At 74.3% G+C, this 16,524-nt stretch carries 14 protein-coding genes; 6 read left to right on the top strand and 8 right to left on the bottom strand.

The features are described 5' to 3' along the window. Window positions 1-100: 100 nt before the first annotated feature. The 6 genes from DLJ47_RS02785 to DLJ47_RS02760 all read right to left on the bottom strand — a co-directional run bounded on the left by DLJ47_RS02785 (window position 101) and on the right by DLJ47_RS02760 (window position 7,107). The gene (locus DLJ47_RS02785; protein ID WP_109898540.1) at window positions 101-874 is read right to left on the bottom strand and encodes a class I SAM-dependent methyltransferase; all 774 of its coding nucleotides are present in this window, start codon (window positions 872-874) and stop codon (window positions 101-103) included. A 198-nt stretch (window positions 875-1,072) separates the two neighbouring features. Then, window positions 1,073-1,576, bottom strand: coding sequence for a DUF2231 domain-containing protein (locus tag DLJ47_RS02780; protein WP_109898539.1), 504 nt, complete (start codon window positions 1,574-1,576; stop codon window positions 1,073-1,075). 76 nt (window positions 1,577-1,652) lie between these two features. Next, entirely contained in the window at window positions 1,653-2,393 is a 741-nt protein-coding gene (locus DLJ47_RS02775) for a GAF and ANTAR domain-containing protein (protein ID WP_109898538.1), read from the bottom strand. Window positions 2,394-2,569: 176 nt separating this feature from the next. Then, on the bottom strand, window positions 2,570-4,861 hold the full coding sequence (secA2, locus tag DLJ47_RS02770) for an accessory Sec system translocase SecA2 (RefSeq protein WP_109898537.1): 2,292 nt from the start codon (window positions 4,859-4,861) through the stop codon (window positions 2,570-2,572). A gap of 154 nt (window positions 4,862-5,015) precedes the next feature. Then, window positions 5,016-6,104, bottom strand: a complete 1,089-nt coding sequence (locus DLJ47_RS02765; protein WP_109898536.1) for a zinc-binding dehydrogenase — start codon at window positions 6,102-6,104, stop codon at window positions 5,016-5,018. After that, a complete protein-coding gene (locus tag DLJ47_RS02760; RefSeq protein ID WP_109898535.1) occupies window positions 6,097-7,107 on the bottom strand; it encodes a Gfo/Idh/MocA family protein in 1,011 nt (336 codons plus the stop codon). Before DLJ47_RS02760 ends, DLJ47_RS02765 begins: the two co-directional genes overlap by 8 nt. Window positions 7,108-7,332: 225 nt before the next feature. On the opposite strand from DLJ47_RS02760, the gene DLJ47_RS02755 reads away from it, so the two are divergent. From DLJ47_RS02755 to ctaD, 5 genes are all read left to right on the top strand, one after another. Next, complete coding sequence (locus DLJ47_RS02755; protein WP_233257623.1) at window positions 7,333-8,313, top strand: glucosyl-3-phosphoglycerate synthase; 981 nt, start codon at window positions 7,333-7,335, stop codon at window positions 8,311-8,313. Between the two features lie 70 nt (window positions 8,314-8,383). Next, window positions 8,384-9,541 carry a glycosyltransferase gene (locus DLJ47_RS02750; protein WP_109898533.1) on the top strand — a complete coding sequence of 386 codons (1,158 nt, stop codon included), beginning with the start codon at window positions 8,384-8,386 and terminating at the stop codon, window positions 9,539-9,541. A 129-nt stretch (window positions 9,542-9,670) separates the two neighbouring features. Beyond that, a complete protein-coding gene (locus DLJ47_RS02745; protein WP_109898532.1) occupies window positions 9,671-10,123 on the top strand; it encodes a DUF4383 domain-containing protein in 453 nt (150 codons plus the stop codon). A gap of 162 nt (window positions 10,124-10,285) precedes the next feature. Further along, window positions 10,286-11,011 carry an ATP-binding protein gene (locus tag DLJ47_RS02740; RefSeq protein WP_109898531.1) on the top strand — a complete coding sequence of 242 codons (726 nt, stop codon included), beginning with the start codon at window positions 10,286-10,288 and terminating at the stop codon, window positions 11,009-11,011. 87 nt (window positions 11,012-11,098) lie between these two features. Then, the gene (ctaD, locus tag DLJ47_RS02735; RefSeq protein WP_109898530.1) at window positions 11,099-13,093 is read left to right on the top strand and encodes an aa3-type cytochrome oxidase subunit I; all 1,995 of its coding nucleotides are present in this window, start codon (window positions 11,099-11,101) and stop codon (window positions 13,091-13,093) included. Between the two features lie 71 nt (window positions 13,094-13,164). On the opposite strand, the gene DLJ47_RS02730 is transcribed toward ctaD, so the two are convergent. Both DLJ47_RS02730 and DLJ47_RS02725 read right to left on the bottom strand, forming a co-directional pair. Further along, a complete protein-coding gene (locus DLJ47_RS02730) occupies window positions 13,165-14,304 on the bottom strand; it encodes a SigB/SigF/SigG family RNA polymerase sigma factor (RefSeq protein ID WP_109898529.1) in 1,140 nt (379 codons plus the stop codon). 218 nt (window positions 14,305-14,522) lie between these two features. Continuing rightward, entirely contained in the window at window positions 14,523-15,926 is a 1,404-nt protein-coding gene (locus tag DLJ47_RS02725) for a hypothetical protein (protein ID WP_109898541.1), read from the bottom strand. Window positions 15,927-16,253: 327 nt separating this feature from the next. Here DLJ47_RS02725 and DLJ47_RS02720 point away from each other — a divergent pair, with 327 nt between their 5' ends. Then, window positions 16,254-16,481: a CDGSH iron-sulfur domain-containing protein gene (locus DLJ47_RS02720; RefSeq protein ID WP_088993680.1), complete on the top strand. Its 228-nt coding sequence runs from the start codon at window positions 16,254-16,256 to the stop codon at window positions 16,479-16,481. Window positions 16,482-16,524 lie beyond the last annotated feature (43 nt).

Below are 16,524 nucleotides of genomic sequence, written 5' to 3'. Positions count from 1 at the left end.
CCACGCCGCCGCCCACCCGGCACCCGGACCCCGGCCCGGACCCGGGTGATCATGAGGTTGGCGGCACCGGCGGAGATCGACACCGCCGCCAACCTCATGATCAACGAGGTGGTGGCCCGGGGCGGTGGGCCTCGATGAGGAAGCGGCGGGCGTGGGCGACGAAGGGGCCCTCGGTGCGGATGCGGTGGTGCAGGCGGGCCAGCTGGGGGCGGTAGCGGTCGACGGTGAAGCCGGGGACGGTCCAGACCACCTTGCGCAGGAACCAGACCACCGCGGCGATGTCGTGGAACACCGTACGCAGGGTGGCCTCGCGCAGGTCCACCACGGTCAGGCCGGCCGCCCGGGCCGCGGCCACCGCCTGCTCCGGATGGCGTTCGGCCGGTGGCGGCAGCGGCCCGAGGATCGCCTCGCTGAGTTCGCGGACGGTGCCGGGGCCGATCTGCTGGGACAGGAACGTCCCGCCGGGGCGCAGCACCCGGGCCGTCTCGGCCCAGTCGGTGCGGACCGGGTGCCGGCTGACCACCAGGTCGAAGGCGGCGTCCCGGAACGGCAGCGGGGCGTCCGGCGTGACCGCGACGACGCTCGCGCCGACCCGGCGCAGCACCCGGCGGGCCACGAGCACGTTCGGCGGCCAGCCCTCGGTGGCGACCAGCAGCCGGGGCGGGTGCGGCACCTCGGCCAGCACCTCGCCGCCGCCGGTGTCCACGTCCAGTGCCGCGTCCGCGCTCGCCATCCGGTCGGCGACCAGGCGGGCGTACCCCCAGGGCGGCCGTTCCTCGGTGGCCCGGCCGGCCAGCCAGTCGAAGGCCCAGCCCTCGACCGGGGCGGCCGCCCCCTCGGCGAGCAGGTCCGCGAAGCTCGGCTCGGTGCTCATCCGGCCAGCCTGGCCGGCCGGACCCGCCGCGGCAACGCAATTGCCGCCACCGGCCGGCCCACCGTCGGCGCCCGTGCCGCCGGGCGTCGGCGGACCAGGCGGGCGGCGGGACGACCGCCACCGTCGAGCCGGCCGATCCGTCGAGCGCGCGCCGGCGCCGCCCGGCCGGGCCGCTCCCGCCGGGTGGGCGTCCAGCGGTCAGGAGCGCGGCGGGACGATCTCGACCGTCGAGCCGGACACCCCGTTGAGCGCGTCGAACGTGGTCGCCTCGGCCCGCCGGCCGGCGTCGAACTGACGCATCAGCCGGGCGCCGAGCCGTACCCCGATGCCGCCGACGGCGAGCGCGACCACCTCGGTCAGCAGCAGCACCACCGACGCGCCGCGCTGCGGCGCGTCCGCGCGGATCAGGCAGCCGATCAGGAACAGGCCGGCCATCGCCGTGTTCACCAGGTTGAAGGTGACAGCGGTCCGGCGGGTCCGGTCGCCCGGGACGTCCCACAGGTCGATCATGCCGGCGATAGCGGTCAGCCCGGCCGCCACCAGCGCGGCGACCGCCGTCCAGTAGCCGACCTCGCCGAGGAAGGCGGGCCCGCCGAGCACATCGGTCAGGTCGAAGACGGTCGCGCTGACGAAGAGCCCGTAGGGGAACGTCACCAGCATCGGTTGGATCGGATGCCCCTGCACCCGCAGCCGGCTCTGCATCGGTCCTCCCCTGGTCGACGGCTCAGCCCATCAGTCCAGGGTGCTACCCGGGTGCCAACCGGGTGAAACGACGCGTTCAGCCGTCCCGTTGCCGGGAGACCGTGTTGACCAGCCGCTCAGCCACCTCACGCAGCGGGATGGACAGCGACGCCGCGGCGGTGCGCAGCACCTCCAGCGCCTCCGGTGCCGGGCAGCCGCGCTGCGTCATGATCACCCCGACCGCCTGCCCGACCACCCCGTCGCCCAGCACCGACGCGTCCCGCTCCCCGGCCAGCGCGGCCTGCCGGGCCCGGTCCCGGACCGCGGCCAGCAACAGCCCGGCGTGCTCGGCCAGCAGCATGGCGGTGAGCTGGTGGCCGGTGGTGAGCGCGCCGGAGGCGCCGGCGTACAGGTTGATCGCGCCGATCACCTGCTCGTCCACGTCGACCGGAGCGGAGATCACCCCGTGTACGCCGAGGTCGCGCGCCCGGACCGTCCAGGTCGGCCAGCGCCGCTCCCGGCCCAGGTGCTCGGAGCGGATCATCTCGCGGCGCCGGATCGCCTCCATGGCCGGGGTGTCCGGGCCGTGCCGCAGGTCGTCGAGGCCTGCCAGCCGGGCGTCCGAGGCGGCCACCCCGGCCGGCTCGCCGGCCCGCAGCGCGGTGAAGCCGCACCAGGTGACCCCGTCGACGGCGTCCCGGGCGATGCGCACCAGCGCGGCGAGCGCCGCGTCGAAGTCGTCAACGGCGATCAGGCCGGCGGTCAGTTCCCGCAGCAGCGCGGCGGTCTCCAGCACCCCGACCGTCTCGACCGCTGGCACTCGCGTGTCCAGGTTCACCGGTCCACAGCCCCCGCCGCCCCCGAACATCCAGCCGGTGCTGTCATCACGCGTGCCATCCTCTTGATCTCCCGACTCTGCGGCCCCGGCGTACTACCCCGGCGAACATGGGTCGAAACGGCCTAAAGGGGGCCCCGACTGGGCGCGCGAAGGCGCCGGGCGTGGCCCCCGTGGCCTCAGCGGGAAGCGCCGGTGAGCCGCCGCCCGACCGAGGCGATCAGCCGGTCGAGCTCGGAGCCGAACGGGTTGTCGTGCACCAGGTACGTCCAGGTGGCGCTCGGCCGGACCAGCTTCGCCGCGTCCGGCTCCCAGTCCTCGTCGAACTCGGTCTCCTCGAACGTGGCGATGGTGCGCTTCTCAATCTCCGGGATCAGGTCGTTGAACGCCGGCACCGCGGACCGGTGGAACTCGTCCAGCGGGTCCAGCCGGCCCAGCGCGCGCAGGTGCACGCCCTCCCGGACCTCGGACAGCTCGGCCAGGTGATCGGCCCAGAGCCGGTCGAGGTGGTAGAGCGCGATCGACCGGGCGACCCGGGCGAGCAGGTCCTCGTCCATCTCGCCGGCCTTGTCCGGCATCTTGTCCAGCAGCATCAGCGCCGCCACGTCGGTGGTCAGCAGCCGCTCGCGCCGCTCGGCGAGGGCCTTGCGCTGCTGCTCGATGACCACGCTGTAGCGCCAGGTGTTGCGGTGGATCTCGTGGTTGACCCCCTCGGCGACCCGCTGGGCGTGCTCGACGGCGTAGTCCACCAGCTCGTCGGTGACCAGGCCGTCGGCGTTCATCCGGGGCGAGGGCGGGACGGTGTCCCCGGCGTGCCGGACCACCAGGTCGTCCTCCAGGCTGACGAAGAAGACCGAGCCGCCCGGGTCGCCCTGCCGGCCGGCCCGGCCGCGCAGCTGGTCGTCGACCCGCCGGCTGTCGTGCCGGCCGCTGCCGATCACGTAGAGCCCGCCGAGCTCGGCGACCCGGTCCCGGTCGGCCTGGTCGCTGCCGCCGAGCCGGATGTCGACGCCCCGGCCGGCCATCTGGGTGGAGACGGTCACCGCGCCGTACGCGCCGGCCTCGGCGATAATCGCCGCCTCCTCGTCGTCGTTCTTGGCGTTGAGCACCACGCAGGGCACCCCGGCGGCGTTCAGGCCGGCGGCCAGCCCCTCGGACTCCTTGACGTCCAGGGTGCCGACCAGCACCGGCCGCCCGCGCTCGTGGTTGCGCTTGATCTCGTCGATCAGCGCCTCCTCCTTCTCGGCCCGGGTGGCGTAGATCCGGTCCGGCTCGTCCTCGCGGACGCACGGGGTGTTCGGCGGGATCACCGCGACCTCGAGGCCGAAGAACTCGCGCAGCTGGTCGCCGACCAGCACCGCGGTGGCGGTCATGCCGCACACGTGCGGGTAGAGCGCGATGTACGCCTGCACGGCGATGGTGCCCAGCACCTCGCCCTCGGCGGTGGCGTCCAGGCCCTCCTTGGCCTCCACCGCCGCCTGGAGCCCGTCCGGCCAGCGGCGGCGCTGGGCGACCCGGCCGCGCATCTCGTCGATCAGCTCGACCGAGCCGTCCCGGACGATGTAGTCCACGTCGCGGTGCAGCAGGGCGTGCGCGTGCAGCGCCACGTTGACCGCGGAGAGCTGCTCGACGTGCTCCTCGTCGTACAGGTCGATGCCGAGCTTGGCCTCGACGGCGGCCAGGCCGGCGGAGGTGAAGGCGACGCTGCGGCCGTCCTCGGCCACCGTGTAGTGCTTGCCCTTGCGCAGCCCGCGCACCAGGGCGGCGGCCGTGTGCACCGGGTCCTGCTCGCCGGGCACCGCGCCGGCCAGCACCATCGGCACCCGGGCCTCGTCGATCAGGATCGAGTCGGCCTCGTCGACGATCGCGGTGCGCAGCGCCGGCTGCACCCGGTCGGCGATGTCGGTGACCAGCTGGTCGCGCAGGTAGTCGAAGCCGGCCTCGCTGACCGAGACGTAGGTGACGTCGCAGGCGTACGCGTCCCGGCGCTCCTGCGGGGTGGAGGCCTCGTTGACCCAGCCCACGGTGAGGCCGAGCAGGGTGTAGACCGGTTCCATCCACTGGCCGTCGCGGCGGGCCAGGTAGTCGTTGACGGTGAGCACGTGCACCGGGCCGTTGCCCAGCCGGACGTGCCCGTACGCGGCGATGGTGGCGGTGAGCGTCTTGCCCTCACCGGTGGCCATCTCGGCGACCTTGCCGGAGAGCAGCGCCATCGCGCCGAGCAGCTGCACGTCGTACGGCCGCTGGTCGAGGCCGCGGCGGGCGGCCTCGCGGCCGATCGCGCAGATCTCCTGGTAGCCCTCGGCCCGCCCGGCGGCCTCGGTCAGCTCGACGTCGTCGAGCGCCGACAGCTCCTCCTCGCGGGCCTCGATGGCCGGCAGCAGCTTCTCCAGCGGCGCCAGGTCGACCGTCGTTCCCGGGCGCTGGAGGAACCGGCGGAACCTGGTCTTCAACCGTTGCGACACACCCATGAGCGGCAACGGTACGCGACGCAACTGACCTTGGGCGGCCCGCCCGGCCGTTGGGCGCGCCGCCCGAGGCCCGCGATCACGCACCCGCCGCCCGGGACGAATGCCGCGGACGCCGCAGGAAGGGCCGAAACCGCGAGATCACGGGGAAGAGCGGTCAGCCGGTGAGCACCACCTGGAGTTCCTGGCGGCGCCGCTCGGCGAGGTCGGTGAGCAGGGCGGGGGCCTCCTCGAACGGCACCACGGCCGAGACCAGGTGCTTGCGGATCAGGTCCCCGTACGCGCGCAGCAGGTCGATCGTGTCGGCGGAGAGTCGCTCCCGGTCCCAGGTGGGGGCGAGGCCGCGGGGCACCCGGCCGATCTGGGCGCAGCGCAGCGACAGCCCGTTGTGGTGGAACTCCTCGCCGAGCCGGACCGCGTCCGCGCCGGCCTGGTAGAAGGCCAGGTCGATCACGGTGCCCTGCGGGCGGAGCAGGCGCAGCGCCAGGTGCAGCGCCCAGGCCTGGCCCCGGCACTGGAACACCACGTCGGCGCCCCGGTCACCGGCGGTGTGCGCCCAGCGGGTCTTGAGCACCACCGCCGGGTCGTCGGCCTCCGGGTCGAGGGTCTCCAGGCCGAGCGCCTCGGCGACCTCCCGCCGCTGCGGGGTCGGGTCGAGCACCACCACCGAGGCGGCGCCGTGCCGGCGGGCGAACAGCGCGGTGAGCAGGGCCACCACCCCGCTGCCGACCACCGCCACCCGGCGCCCGCGCACCCCGTCGCCGAGCCCGCGCACGTCCGTGCCGTACAGGTCGGCGGCGGCGTGCAGCAGCCCGTTGGCGCAGATCGGCCCCATGTGCGCGACGTAGACGCCGAGCAGCGGATCCAGGTCGTCGGGGAGCGGGACGAACCGCTCGGCGAGCGGGTCGGCGACGTGCCCGGTGCGGTGGCCGTAGGTCATCGCGCCGACGGCGCCGACCCGGACCGCCGGGGTGGCGCTCTCCACCACCTCGGCCACCTGCATGTAGCCCAGCCGGGTGACCGGGTACGGGGTGCTCGCCCCGCCGGGCTGGAACAGCCCCAGGTCGGCGTTCCAGCTGACGTTGAGGTACGGGTTGGTGCCCTTGACGTAGCTCAGCTCGGTGCCGGCGGAGACGCCGCTGTAGAGCGTGCGCACCCGGAAGGTGCCCGGGCGCAGCTCGGCGGCGTCCTGCTCGACCAGTTCCACCCGGCCGGGGCCCGGTACCGTGATCACCTTGTCAGGCATCGACAGTCACCCCCGTGCGCAGGGTCGCCGGGGCGGCCGGGGCGGCCAGCCGGACGGGCGCGCCGGTGCGGGCCGAGTCGGCCACCGCGACCGCCAGCCGCTGGGTGCCCAGCGCCTCGGCGTACGGGACCCGGATGTCGTCGCCGACGCCCCGCACCGCGTCGACGAACGCCCGGTCGACCGCGACCCGCGCGGCGTCCGGGTCGGCGGGGAACCGGCGTTCCCCGTCGCCGTCCCGGACGACCAGGCCGTCCTCGGTCAGCGCCAGGGCCAGCCCGTCGGCGAGGATCTCCAGCCCGGCGCGATGCTTCCAGCCGAGCACGCAGGCGGCGGTCAGCGTGCCGACCGCGCCGCTGGCGAAGCGCAGCGCGGCGGTGGTGACCGAGTCGATGTCCGCCCCGTCGACCGGCGGCGGCGACCCGTCGGCGTAGGCGGTCACCTCGCTCACCTCGCCGGCCAGCACCCGGATCAGGTCCAGCACGTGCGCCGCCTGCTCGACCACCGGACCACCGGACCGGTCCCGCCGCGACCACCAGGCCACCGGGGGGACCTTGTCCAGCCAGGCGCCGGCGACCATCCGCACCGGGCGGTCGGCCAGCAGGCGGCGGGCCTGCTCCACCACCGGCAGGTAGCGCCAGTGGTGTCCGACCGCGGTACGCAGGCCGCGCCGGGCGATCAGCTCGCCGATCCGCTCGGCGGTGGCCAGGTCGACGGCCACCGGCTTCTCCACGAACATCGGCAGCCCGGCGGCGATCACCGCCTCCTCCGCCGGGCCGTGCGCGAACGGCGGGACGCAGACGTACACCGCGTCCGGCCCGGCGGAGAGCAGTTCCTCGACGTCGGCGCAGGCCCGCGTGTCGTACGCGGCGGCCAGGTCCGCGGCGGCCGCCGGCAGCACGTCGGTCACCCCGATCAGCTCGACGTCGGCGAAGCCGCCGAGCACCCGGGCGTGGCGTTGCGCCACCCCACCGGCTCCTACCAGTCCCACCCGGCACGTGCGCATCCAAGCCCCTCCCGCCCACGGTTCACACTCTTGAGGTGAGCACTCCCCGCGGGTCGGCGCAATCAAACGTTCACGACCCGGGAACCCCCGGATGTCACGTTCGTGATCAGGCTGTCGGGGATGATCCGGTTAGCGCGTGGTGGGAAGTGGGAAAACCCTCCCTGGATTTTCCGCCTCGATCAGGGGGTGCCTGTGCGGAATACGGAATCGACGGTTTCGCCGGTGGTGGAGGCGTGGGCCACCTACCGGACGACGTCAGCGGCCGACTGGCCGGCGCGGCGGCTGCTGCGCGCCAAGGGTGACACCCGGGTCAGCGTGGTGCTGCCGGCCCGTAACGAGGAGGCCACGGTCGGCGCCATCGTGTCGACCATCCGGGAGCACCTGGTGGACCGGGTGCCGCTGGTCGACGAGCTGATCGTGGTCGATTCCCGGTCGACCGACCGCACCGCCCAGGTGGCCCGGGCCGCGGGCGCCGAGGTGGTCAGCCAGGACGCGATGACCCGGGGACTGCCCCGGCTGACCGGCAAGGGCGACGCGCTCTGGGCCGGGCTCGCCGCCGCCGAGGGGGACGTGGTGGCCTTCGTCGACGCCGATCTGCGGGAGTTCCGCCCGCACTTCGTGACCGGGCTGATCGGCCCGCTGCTGACCGACCCGTCGGTCGACTTCGTCAAGGGGTTCTACCACCGGCCGCTGGTCGGCACGGCCGGGGTGGAGGCCGACGGCGGCGGCCGGGTGACCGAGCTGATGGCCCGGCCGGTGCTCAACCTGTTCTGGCCGGAGCTGGCCGGCTTCGTGCAGCCGCTGGCCGGCGAGTACGCCGGCCGCCGGGAGGTGCTGGAACAGGTCCCCTTCGTCTCCGGCTACGGCGTGGAGACGGCCATGCTGATCGACCTGCTGGACCTGGTCGGGCTGGACGCGCTGGCCCAGGTGGACCTCGGCGAGCGCAAGCACCGCCACCAGGACACCGCGGCGTTGGGGCGGATGTCGGCCCAGATCATGCTCACCGCGTGGTCGCGGTTGCAGCGGCGGGGCTGGGCCAGCCCCGGCGCCATGCCCGCCGCGCTGCTCACCCAGTTCCGGCGGGGCGGCTCGGAGGCGCTGCCGAACCTGGAGCGGGAGATCGTGGTCAGCGACGTCTCCATCGAGGAGCGCCCGCCGCTGGCGCAGCTGCGGCACCGGGTGCCGCGTCGCCGGGTGGCGGCGTGAGGCCCCGGCCGGCCGGCGGCCCGCCGGCAGCGGCGAATCCGGGTCCCGACGCGGGACTGGAGGCGGCGCGATGAGCCTCACCGTGCTGATGAACGCCGGGCCGTGGCTGTCCGTGCCACCGCCGGGCTACGGCGGCATCGAGAACGTGATCGCCACTCTGGTGCCGGAGCTGCGCCGGCTCGGCGTACGGGTGGTGCTCGCCTCGGTCCAGACCAGCACGCTGCCGGTCGACGAGCTGGTGTCGGTGTTTCCCGACGGGCAGTTCCCGCAGCTGCAGCGGCCGTACAACCAGGTCTGCGGGGTGGCCCAGGCGCACCTGGGCGGCGTGGTCCGGGCGCTGCGCTCGCGCGACGACATCGACCTGGTGCACGACCACGTGGAGGCGGTCGGGCTGGCCACCCTCGCCGCGATGGGACCGGACGCCCCGCCCGCGCTGCACACCCTGCACTGGGACCTGGCCAAGCACCCGGCGCTCTACGGCACCTTCGACGGCGGCGACCGGGTCCGGGTCAACGGCGTCTCCGCCGCCCAGCTGGCCCGGGCGCCCGAGGCGCTGCGGGCGCACTCGGTCGGGCACGTGCACCTGGCCACCCCGCTGGCGGTCGGCGCCGACCGCCGGCCCACCGCGGGCAAGGGCGACTACGCGCTCATCCTCGGCCGGATCAACCCCGGCAAGGGGCAGGACCTGGGCGCCCGGCTGGCGCAGCGGGTTGGCGTGCCGCTGGTGCTGGCCGGCCCGGTCGGCCCGTACCACCGGCCGGCGGACCTGGCCGCCGCCGGCGACGAGGCCCGGCAGAACCCGGACGTCCGGTTCTTCCTGGACGAGGTGGCCCCGCACGTGGACGGCGACCTGGTCCGCTGGGTCGGCACGGTGGCCGGGCAGGAGCGGGACGACCTGCTCGCCGGGGCCCGGGCCACGCTGTTCCCGCTGCGCTGGGAGGAGCCCGGCGGCACCGCGGTGGTCGAGTCGCTCGCGCTCGGCACGCCCGTGGTGGCGACCGCCCGGGGCTGCCTGCCGGAGCTGATCGAGCACGGCCGCACCGGCCTGCTCACCAAGGACGAGGAGGAGCTGGGCGAGCTGCTGCTGGCGGCCAGCCTGCTCGACCCGGGCGAGTGCCGGCGGGAGGCCGCCGTCCGGTTCACCCCGGCGGTGATGGCGCGGGAGTACGTGCGCCTCTACGACCAGGTCCGCCGGCGCGTACCGGCCCGCCACCTGCAACCGGCCTGACCGGCCCCGTACGGCCACCCGGCCGGGTCCCGCCGCGCGGGGCCCGGCCGGCGGGTTTGCCGGCACCGTGAGTGGGTAGCCGCACGGCTCTGCACCGCCGCACGGAGGGAGTCCGCGGTGACCGGTCCGATGGCGCACTCGCGCGCCCGATCCAACCCGGCCGACGGCAAGGCCCCGGTCCGCCGAGCCGCCACCATCGTGTCCTGGGTCTTCGTCCTCGTCGGCCTGCTCGGGTTCGTCCCCGGCATCACCAGCAACTACGGCGACCTGGGGTTCGCCGGTCACCAGTCGGACGCGATGCTGCTCGGGGTGTTCCAGGTCTCGGTGCTGCACAACCTCGTGCACCTGCTGTTCGGGGTGGTCGGGTTGGCGCTGGCCCGGACGATCGCCGGCGCCCGGACGTACCTGATCGGCGGTGGCGCGATCTACCTCGTGCTCTGGCTCTACGGCCTGGTGGTCGACCACGACAGCGGGGCGAACTTCATCCCGCTCAACAATGCCGTCAACTGGCTGCACCTCTTCCTCGGCGTCGGCATGATCGCGCTGGGCCTGCTGACCACCCGCGGCGCCGCCCGCCGCTGACCGGCGGCTTCGATCGGCTGACGGGCTGGCGACACCGCGACGCCAGGCCGCCGCCGACGACGAGCCACGTGACGGTCGTCGCGGCGGCGGCCGGTCCCGTTTGACCGACCGCGCGCCCGGGTAGTTGCCAGTCCTGCGGACGAGACTCGAACGAGGGCGGAGATGTCGAGCCGGATCAGCTGCGAGGTGCGCGACGGGTCGCCGACCGTCGTCCGGCTCGTCGGCGACCTGGATCTGACCACCATGCGCTCGGTGCATCGTGTGCTGGACCGGTGCCTGACCACCCAGCCGGACGCGCTGGTGGTCGACCTCACCGACGTCGTGGTCCACGACCGGCTCGCCCTGTCGGTGTTCGCCGCCGCCGCCCGGCAGGCCGCCGACTGGCCGGCCGTCCCGCTGGTGCTCTGCGCACCGTCGCCCGAGACGGCCGCCTGGCTGGCCGAGTCGACCACCTGCCGGGTGGTGCCGGTCCGCCGGGACTGCGACGAGGCGGCCCGGGCGGCCGGCGCCGCGGCGGCCCCTCGGCTGCGGGCCCGGCTGGAGCCGGCGGCGGAGGCCTGCCGGCGGGCCCGGGAACTGGTCGCCCACGCCTGCGCCCGGTGGAACCTGCCGGACGCGGTCGGCCCGGCCTCGGTGGTCCTCTCCGAGCTGGTCGGCAACGTGGTCCGGCACGCGGGCACGCCGATGCAGGTCACCCTCACGCTGCGTCGGCCCTGGCTGCACCTGGCCGTGGTCGACGGCAGCCGGGACGCCGCCCGGCCCGGTACGCCGGATTTGCAGGCCGAGGGCGGCCGTGGGCTGATGCTGGTGCGCGAGCTGACCCAGCGCTGGGGCAGCGTGCCGGCCGGGGAGGGAAAGGTCGTCTGGGCCACCCTGCCCGTGAATTGACCGAAATTACCGCCTTCGCCTGGTTACATGGACGGAGGGGCGGGTAGCCACGCCCGTCCTTTCTGTCGTCAGGCGGGGTGAGAGTCAATGCCCAGACGGGTCACCACGGAACCACGCGACCGCGGACCGGCCATCCTGGCGCCGGCCCAGTTCGGCGGCTACCCGGGACCGCTACGCAAGGCGATCCCAGGCGGCAAACTGATCCGGTTCCTGGCCACCACCGACCACAAGCAGATCGGCCTGCTCTACCTGCTCACGTCGTTTCTGTTCTTCCTCGCCGCCGGCATCGAGGCGATGCTGATCCGGGCCGAACTGGCCCGGCCCGGCCTGCAGTTCCTCTCCTCGGAGCAGTACAACCAGCTGTTCACCTCGCACGGCGCGGTGATGCTGCTGCTGTTCGCCACCCCGGCGGCGTTCGGGTTCGCCAACTACATCGTGCCGATCCAGATCGGCGCGCCGGACGTGTCGTTCCCCCGGCTCAACGCCCTCGCCTACTGGCTCTACCTCTTCGGCGGGCTGATGGTGATGGCGGGCTTCCTCACCCCGCAGGGCACGGCAGACTTCGGCTGGACCGCCTACACCCCGTTGAGCAGCGCGGAACACTCCCCCGGCGTCGGCGCCAACATGTGGGTGATGGGCCTGGTGATCTCCGGGTTGGGCACCATCCTCGGCGCGGTCAACCTGATCGCCACCATCCTGACCCTGCGCTCGCCCGGCATGACCATGTTCCGGATGCCGATCTTCACCTGGAACATGCTCTTCACCAGCGTCCTGGTCATCCTGGTGTTCCCGCTGCTCGCGGCGGCGTTGCTGGGGTTGATGGCCGACCGGCTGCTCAACGCCCACGTCTACGATCCCGCGACCGGCGGGCCGATGATCTGGCAGCACCTGTTCTGGTTCTTCGGCCACCCCGAGGTGTACATCATCGCGCTGCCGTTCTTCGGCATCATCACCGAGATCATTCCGGTCTTCTCGCGCAAGCCGATCTTCGGCTACACCGGTCTGGTGCTCGCCACCGCCGCCATCACGGTGCTGTCGATGACCGTGTGGGCGCACCACATGTTCGCCACCGGTCAGGTGCTGCTGCCCTTCTTCAGCATCCTCAGCTATCTGATCGCGGTGCCCACCGGAGTGAAGTTCTTCAACTGGATCGGCACCATGTGGAAGGGCCAGATCACCTTCGAGACGCCGATGCTCTTCGCGATCGGCTTCCTGGTCACCTTCCTCTTCGGAGGGCTCACCGGCGTGCTGCTGGCCAGCCCGCCGGCGGACTTCCACACCCACGACACCTACTTCGCGGTGGGGCACTTCCACTACGTGCTCTTCGGCACCGTGGTGTTCGCGCTCTTCGGCGGCTTCTACTTCTGGTGGCCGAAGATGACCGGGCGACTGCTCGACGAGCGGCTCGGCAAGGCCCACTTCTGGACCATGTTCCTCGGCTTCCACGGCACCTTCCTGGTGCAGCACTGGCTGGGCAACGAGGGTTTCCCCCGCCGGTACGCCGACTACCTGCCCAGCGACGGGTTCACCGCGCTGAACACCGTCTCCAGCATCTCCGCCTTCGTCCTCGGCGCCTCCACCCTCTTCTTCATCTGGAACGCCTGGAAGTCCTGGCGGTACGGCGCGAACGTGACGGTGGACGACCCGTGGGGCTTCGGCAACTCCCTCGAATGGGCCACCACCTGCCCGCCGCCGCTGCGCAACTTCGACCGGATGCCCCGGATCCGCTCCGAGCGGCCCGCCTTCGACGCCAAGTACGGCCCGCTCGTCGCCGACCTCGGCCGGGACCTGCCGCAGCGCACCACCAAGCCGCCGCAGGAATTCACCGAGGAGCTGCACCGGGAGACGCACCTGCCCGAGTCGCCGGCCGCCGAGGGCGCGCACGGTGCTCGGGAGGCGGTTGCGTACCAGCCGGCACCGCAGTCCGGGGCGCGGCCGGTCGACGTGCCGGAGCCGGAGGACGTCCGTCGACCCAGCTTCGAGGAGACCGACGCGCCGGAGGGGCCTCCACCTCCGCAGCGGTCCGAGGCGAGCAAGCGGTGGCGACACCCGCGCAGGCACGACGACAACCCGGAGGACTGACGGGCCTCGTACACGAGCGGGGGGCCGGCGCATCCGCGCCGGCCCCCCGCTCGTGGTTGCTTGCCTGCCGGTCAGCCGTCCCGGCCCGGGGACAGGCCGGCCGCGGTGAGCGAGCGGCGCACCGCGGGCTGCACCCGGGTCAGCCGCAGCGGCACCCCGGTGCGGGCGGCGGCCTCCCGGCCGGCCATCAGCGCGGCGATCCCGCCGGCGTCGAACCCGCCCGCGCCGACCAGGTCCACCACCACCTCGGCGGGCTGGCCGGTGACCGCCTCCAGCATGGCCCGGCGCAGTTGGTCGGCGCCGTCCCGGTCGACCTCGCCGCCGACCTCGACCACCACCCGGTCGCCGTTCTGCTTCACCGAGATCCGGGTGCGGCCCGGATCCGGCTCCGCGGCGCCGTTCTGCCAGGGCGGCGGCGCATCGGCGAGCATCGCCTGGCGCAGCCAGGTCAGCGCCCGGGACAGCAGCCGGGACACGTGCATCTGGGAGATGCCGAACCGGGCGGCGATCTCGGCCTGCGTCTGGTTGCCGTAGAAGCGCATGGCCAGGATCCGCCGTTCCCGCCAGGGCAGCCGGTGCAGCAGTCCGCTCACCGTCACCCGGTCGTCGACCGATTCCAGCGCGTTGTCCGACTCCCCCACCAGGTCGCCGAACTCGGCGGAGCTCTCCCCGCCGACCGGCGCGTTCAGCGAGGCCGGACTGTAGCCGGCGGCCGACTCCAGCGCGGCGAGGATCTCCTCCTCCGGGGTCTCCAGCCGGGCGGCCAGCTCCGCCACGGTCGGCGCCCGGGACAGCTCGCTGGTCAGCGCCGCGGTGGCCTGCCCGACCTCGAGGATCAGGTCGCGCAGCCGGCGCGGCACGTGCACGCCCCAGGTGCGGTCCCGGAAGTGCCGCTTGATCTCGCCGACGATGGTGATCGCCGCGTACGCGGTGAACGACCCCCGTTCCGGGTCGTACCGGTCGACCGCGTTGACCAGTCCCAGCCGGGCGACCTGCTCCAGGTCCTCCAGCGGCTCGCCCCGCCCCCGGTACCGGCGAGCCAGCCGGCCGGCGAACGGCAGGGCGAACCGGACCAGGTCGTCGCGGGCCTCCTGCCGTCGCTCCGGCGGCAGTCCCTCGATCCGCGCCGCGTACGCCATCGCCGCCGCGTCGAGGTCCTCCAGACCCCGGTCGGTGGGTGGTGGTGTGGTCGTGCCGGTCTGTCCGAACATCCGCGCCTCCCTCAGGAAGGTCCCCCGCCCGGATTTGGGAAACCGGTCGTGCGCGTGGTCGGACCACGCACCGGGCCGGAAGTGGGTTACGTGACTGGGGTGCCAGCGGGCGCCGCACTACGCGGCGTGATCAGGCCGTCGCAGCCAGCGGTGTTCCCGCTCCGTAGGTACTCAATCACGGGATCCCCGGTTCGCGAGGATGTTTCGCCGGGCCGGCCTCAACAGACCAGCAGGCCGTGCGGGGTGCCGCCGGCACGGAGCGCGGCGAGCGCCGCCGGCACGGCCATCGGCGGCGGCACCGGCAGGTCGTACGGCTGGGCGCGCAGCACCTCGGTGGCCCGCCGGGTGGGTACCGCGGTGACCGGATAGCCGCGGGCGGTCGGCCGGTCCAGCGCCCGCCGGCGACGGCCGAACCCGGCGACCGCCAGCCACTGCGGCAGCCCGGCCAGCGCCGGCGAGCGGACGCCCGGCGGCTCGGGCAGCACGTCCACCGAGCTGAACGGCTCGCTGCCGGCCAGCCACCACTCCGCCCCCTCGACGCTGCGCCGGGTGGCGTTCTCGCACCAGTACGGCACCAGCCCGGCGCGGACCACCTGCCACGGGTCGAGCAGCCGCCCGCACTCCACCACCAGCCGGTCGCCGGTCTTGCCGGCCGCCCGCAGCCAGCCCCGGTACAGGTCGGCGGTGGCCGCGCTGAGCGCCTCCGGCCGGGGGAACAGCACCCGGTGCAGCGGATGCCCGTGCCGGCCGGTCCACTCCCGGGCGCTGAGCTCGAAACCGGACTCCACGACGTGTTCGGCGTAACCGGTCGGCGAGGTGACCTCGGGCGGCTCCCAGTGCGCGCCGTCCCCGCCCGCCGAGCGGAGCACCTGGCGCAGCGCGTGGCTGTCCGGGTGGAAGTCCACCGGGTCCAGGCCGCTGGCCGGGCAGCCGACCTGGAAGCTGTGCCCGGGTGCCGAGTCGAGCACCGGCCAGGTGCGCGCGTCGCGCAGCAGCAGCACCGGCGCGCCCGGCGCCAGCCGGTCGGCCAGGAACCACCGGTAGGCCTCCGGCAGCGCCTGCCAGCGGGCCGCCAGCGCCACCGTCGCGCCGGCCAGCGCACCCCGGCTGGCCGGGCAGTGCACCTGGCGTACGTGCAGGTCGGCGTTACCGGCGAGCAGCCGGGCGGCGAGCGCGGCGCCGTGGTCCAGGGCGGCCTTGGGCCGGTCCACCGCGCCCTGCGCCCAGTGCACGGTCATCTCGAAGCCGGCGGGCAACCAGGGCACGCCCAGCGCGACCGCCAGGTGCGCCGCCGCGCCGTGCGGCGAGCCGATCAGCACCCCCGGGTAGCGCCGCCGCGGGTACTGGCCGACGAACCAGGCGGCCACCCGGGCCGCTTCGACCTCGGCCGTCTGCCCGCAGGTCAGGGCGACGCGGCCGGCGGCCCGGTTCGCCACCGCCCGGCGGACCGGCTCGGGGGCGCCGGTGAACCGGGACAGCGGGCCGACGTGTCCGAGATCGGCACAGTCCACCCCGCGCAGGGCCCGGGCGGTGGCGCCGACCAGGATCCGCGCGGCGCTGCCGGGCGTCACGACCCGGTCGCCGGTCAGTCCGGCGCCCTCGGCCGTGAGCCCCTCGTGCACCTTGTGCACCGGCCCCACCTTGCCTCGATCGCTCACCACGCGGCCCGGCTTCCCGTCCCGATGCGGTTCAAACGGGGCATCCCCCACCGGGCGGGAGCAATCCGGTGATCTTCCGGCCCAGCGCCGTCCCGGACGGTTGGCTCCGTCCCGGCCCGCGCGTCCCGGCTGGGCCGGCCGTCCCGGGTGGCGCTGACGTCCCGGGTGGGCGCGGCGTCCCGCGGGTTTCACGCCGGGTTTCGCGCCGGGATTCGCGCCGGGATTCGCGCCGGGATTCGCCCGGGTTTCACGCCGGGTTTCACGCCGGCCGGGAGGGGCACTTGACGCCCCATGCGCGAGGACCAGGACACTCCCCCGGCCGCCACGATCACCCCGTACCAGGACGGCCCGCTGCTGGTGCGGGGCGACTTCGCCCTGGTCACCCCGGACGGGCGGACCATCGACGCCCGCCGCGGCACGGTCGCCCTGTGCCGCTGCGGCAAGTCGGCGCTGAAGCCCTTCTGCGACGGCACCCACAAGGCCATCGGCTTCCGCGCCGGCACCGACCGCGAATCCTGAAGCCCCCCGGGTGGTCAGGCTACGGCGGGCAGTGGGGGTGGGG

The sequence above is a fragment of the Micromonospora sp. S4605 genome (assembly GCF_003176715.1).
In the GTDB taxonomy this organism is placed as follows: Bacteria; Actinomycetota; Actinomycetes; order Mycobacteriales; family Micromonosporaceae; genus Micromonospora; species Micromonospora echinaurantiaca.
This window is presented reverse-complemented; position numbering and strand designations above follow the sequence as displayed.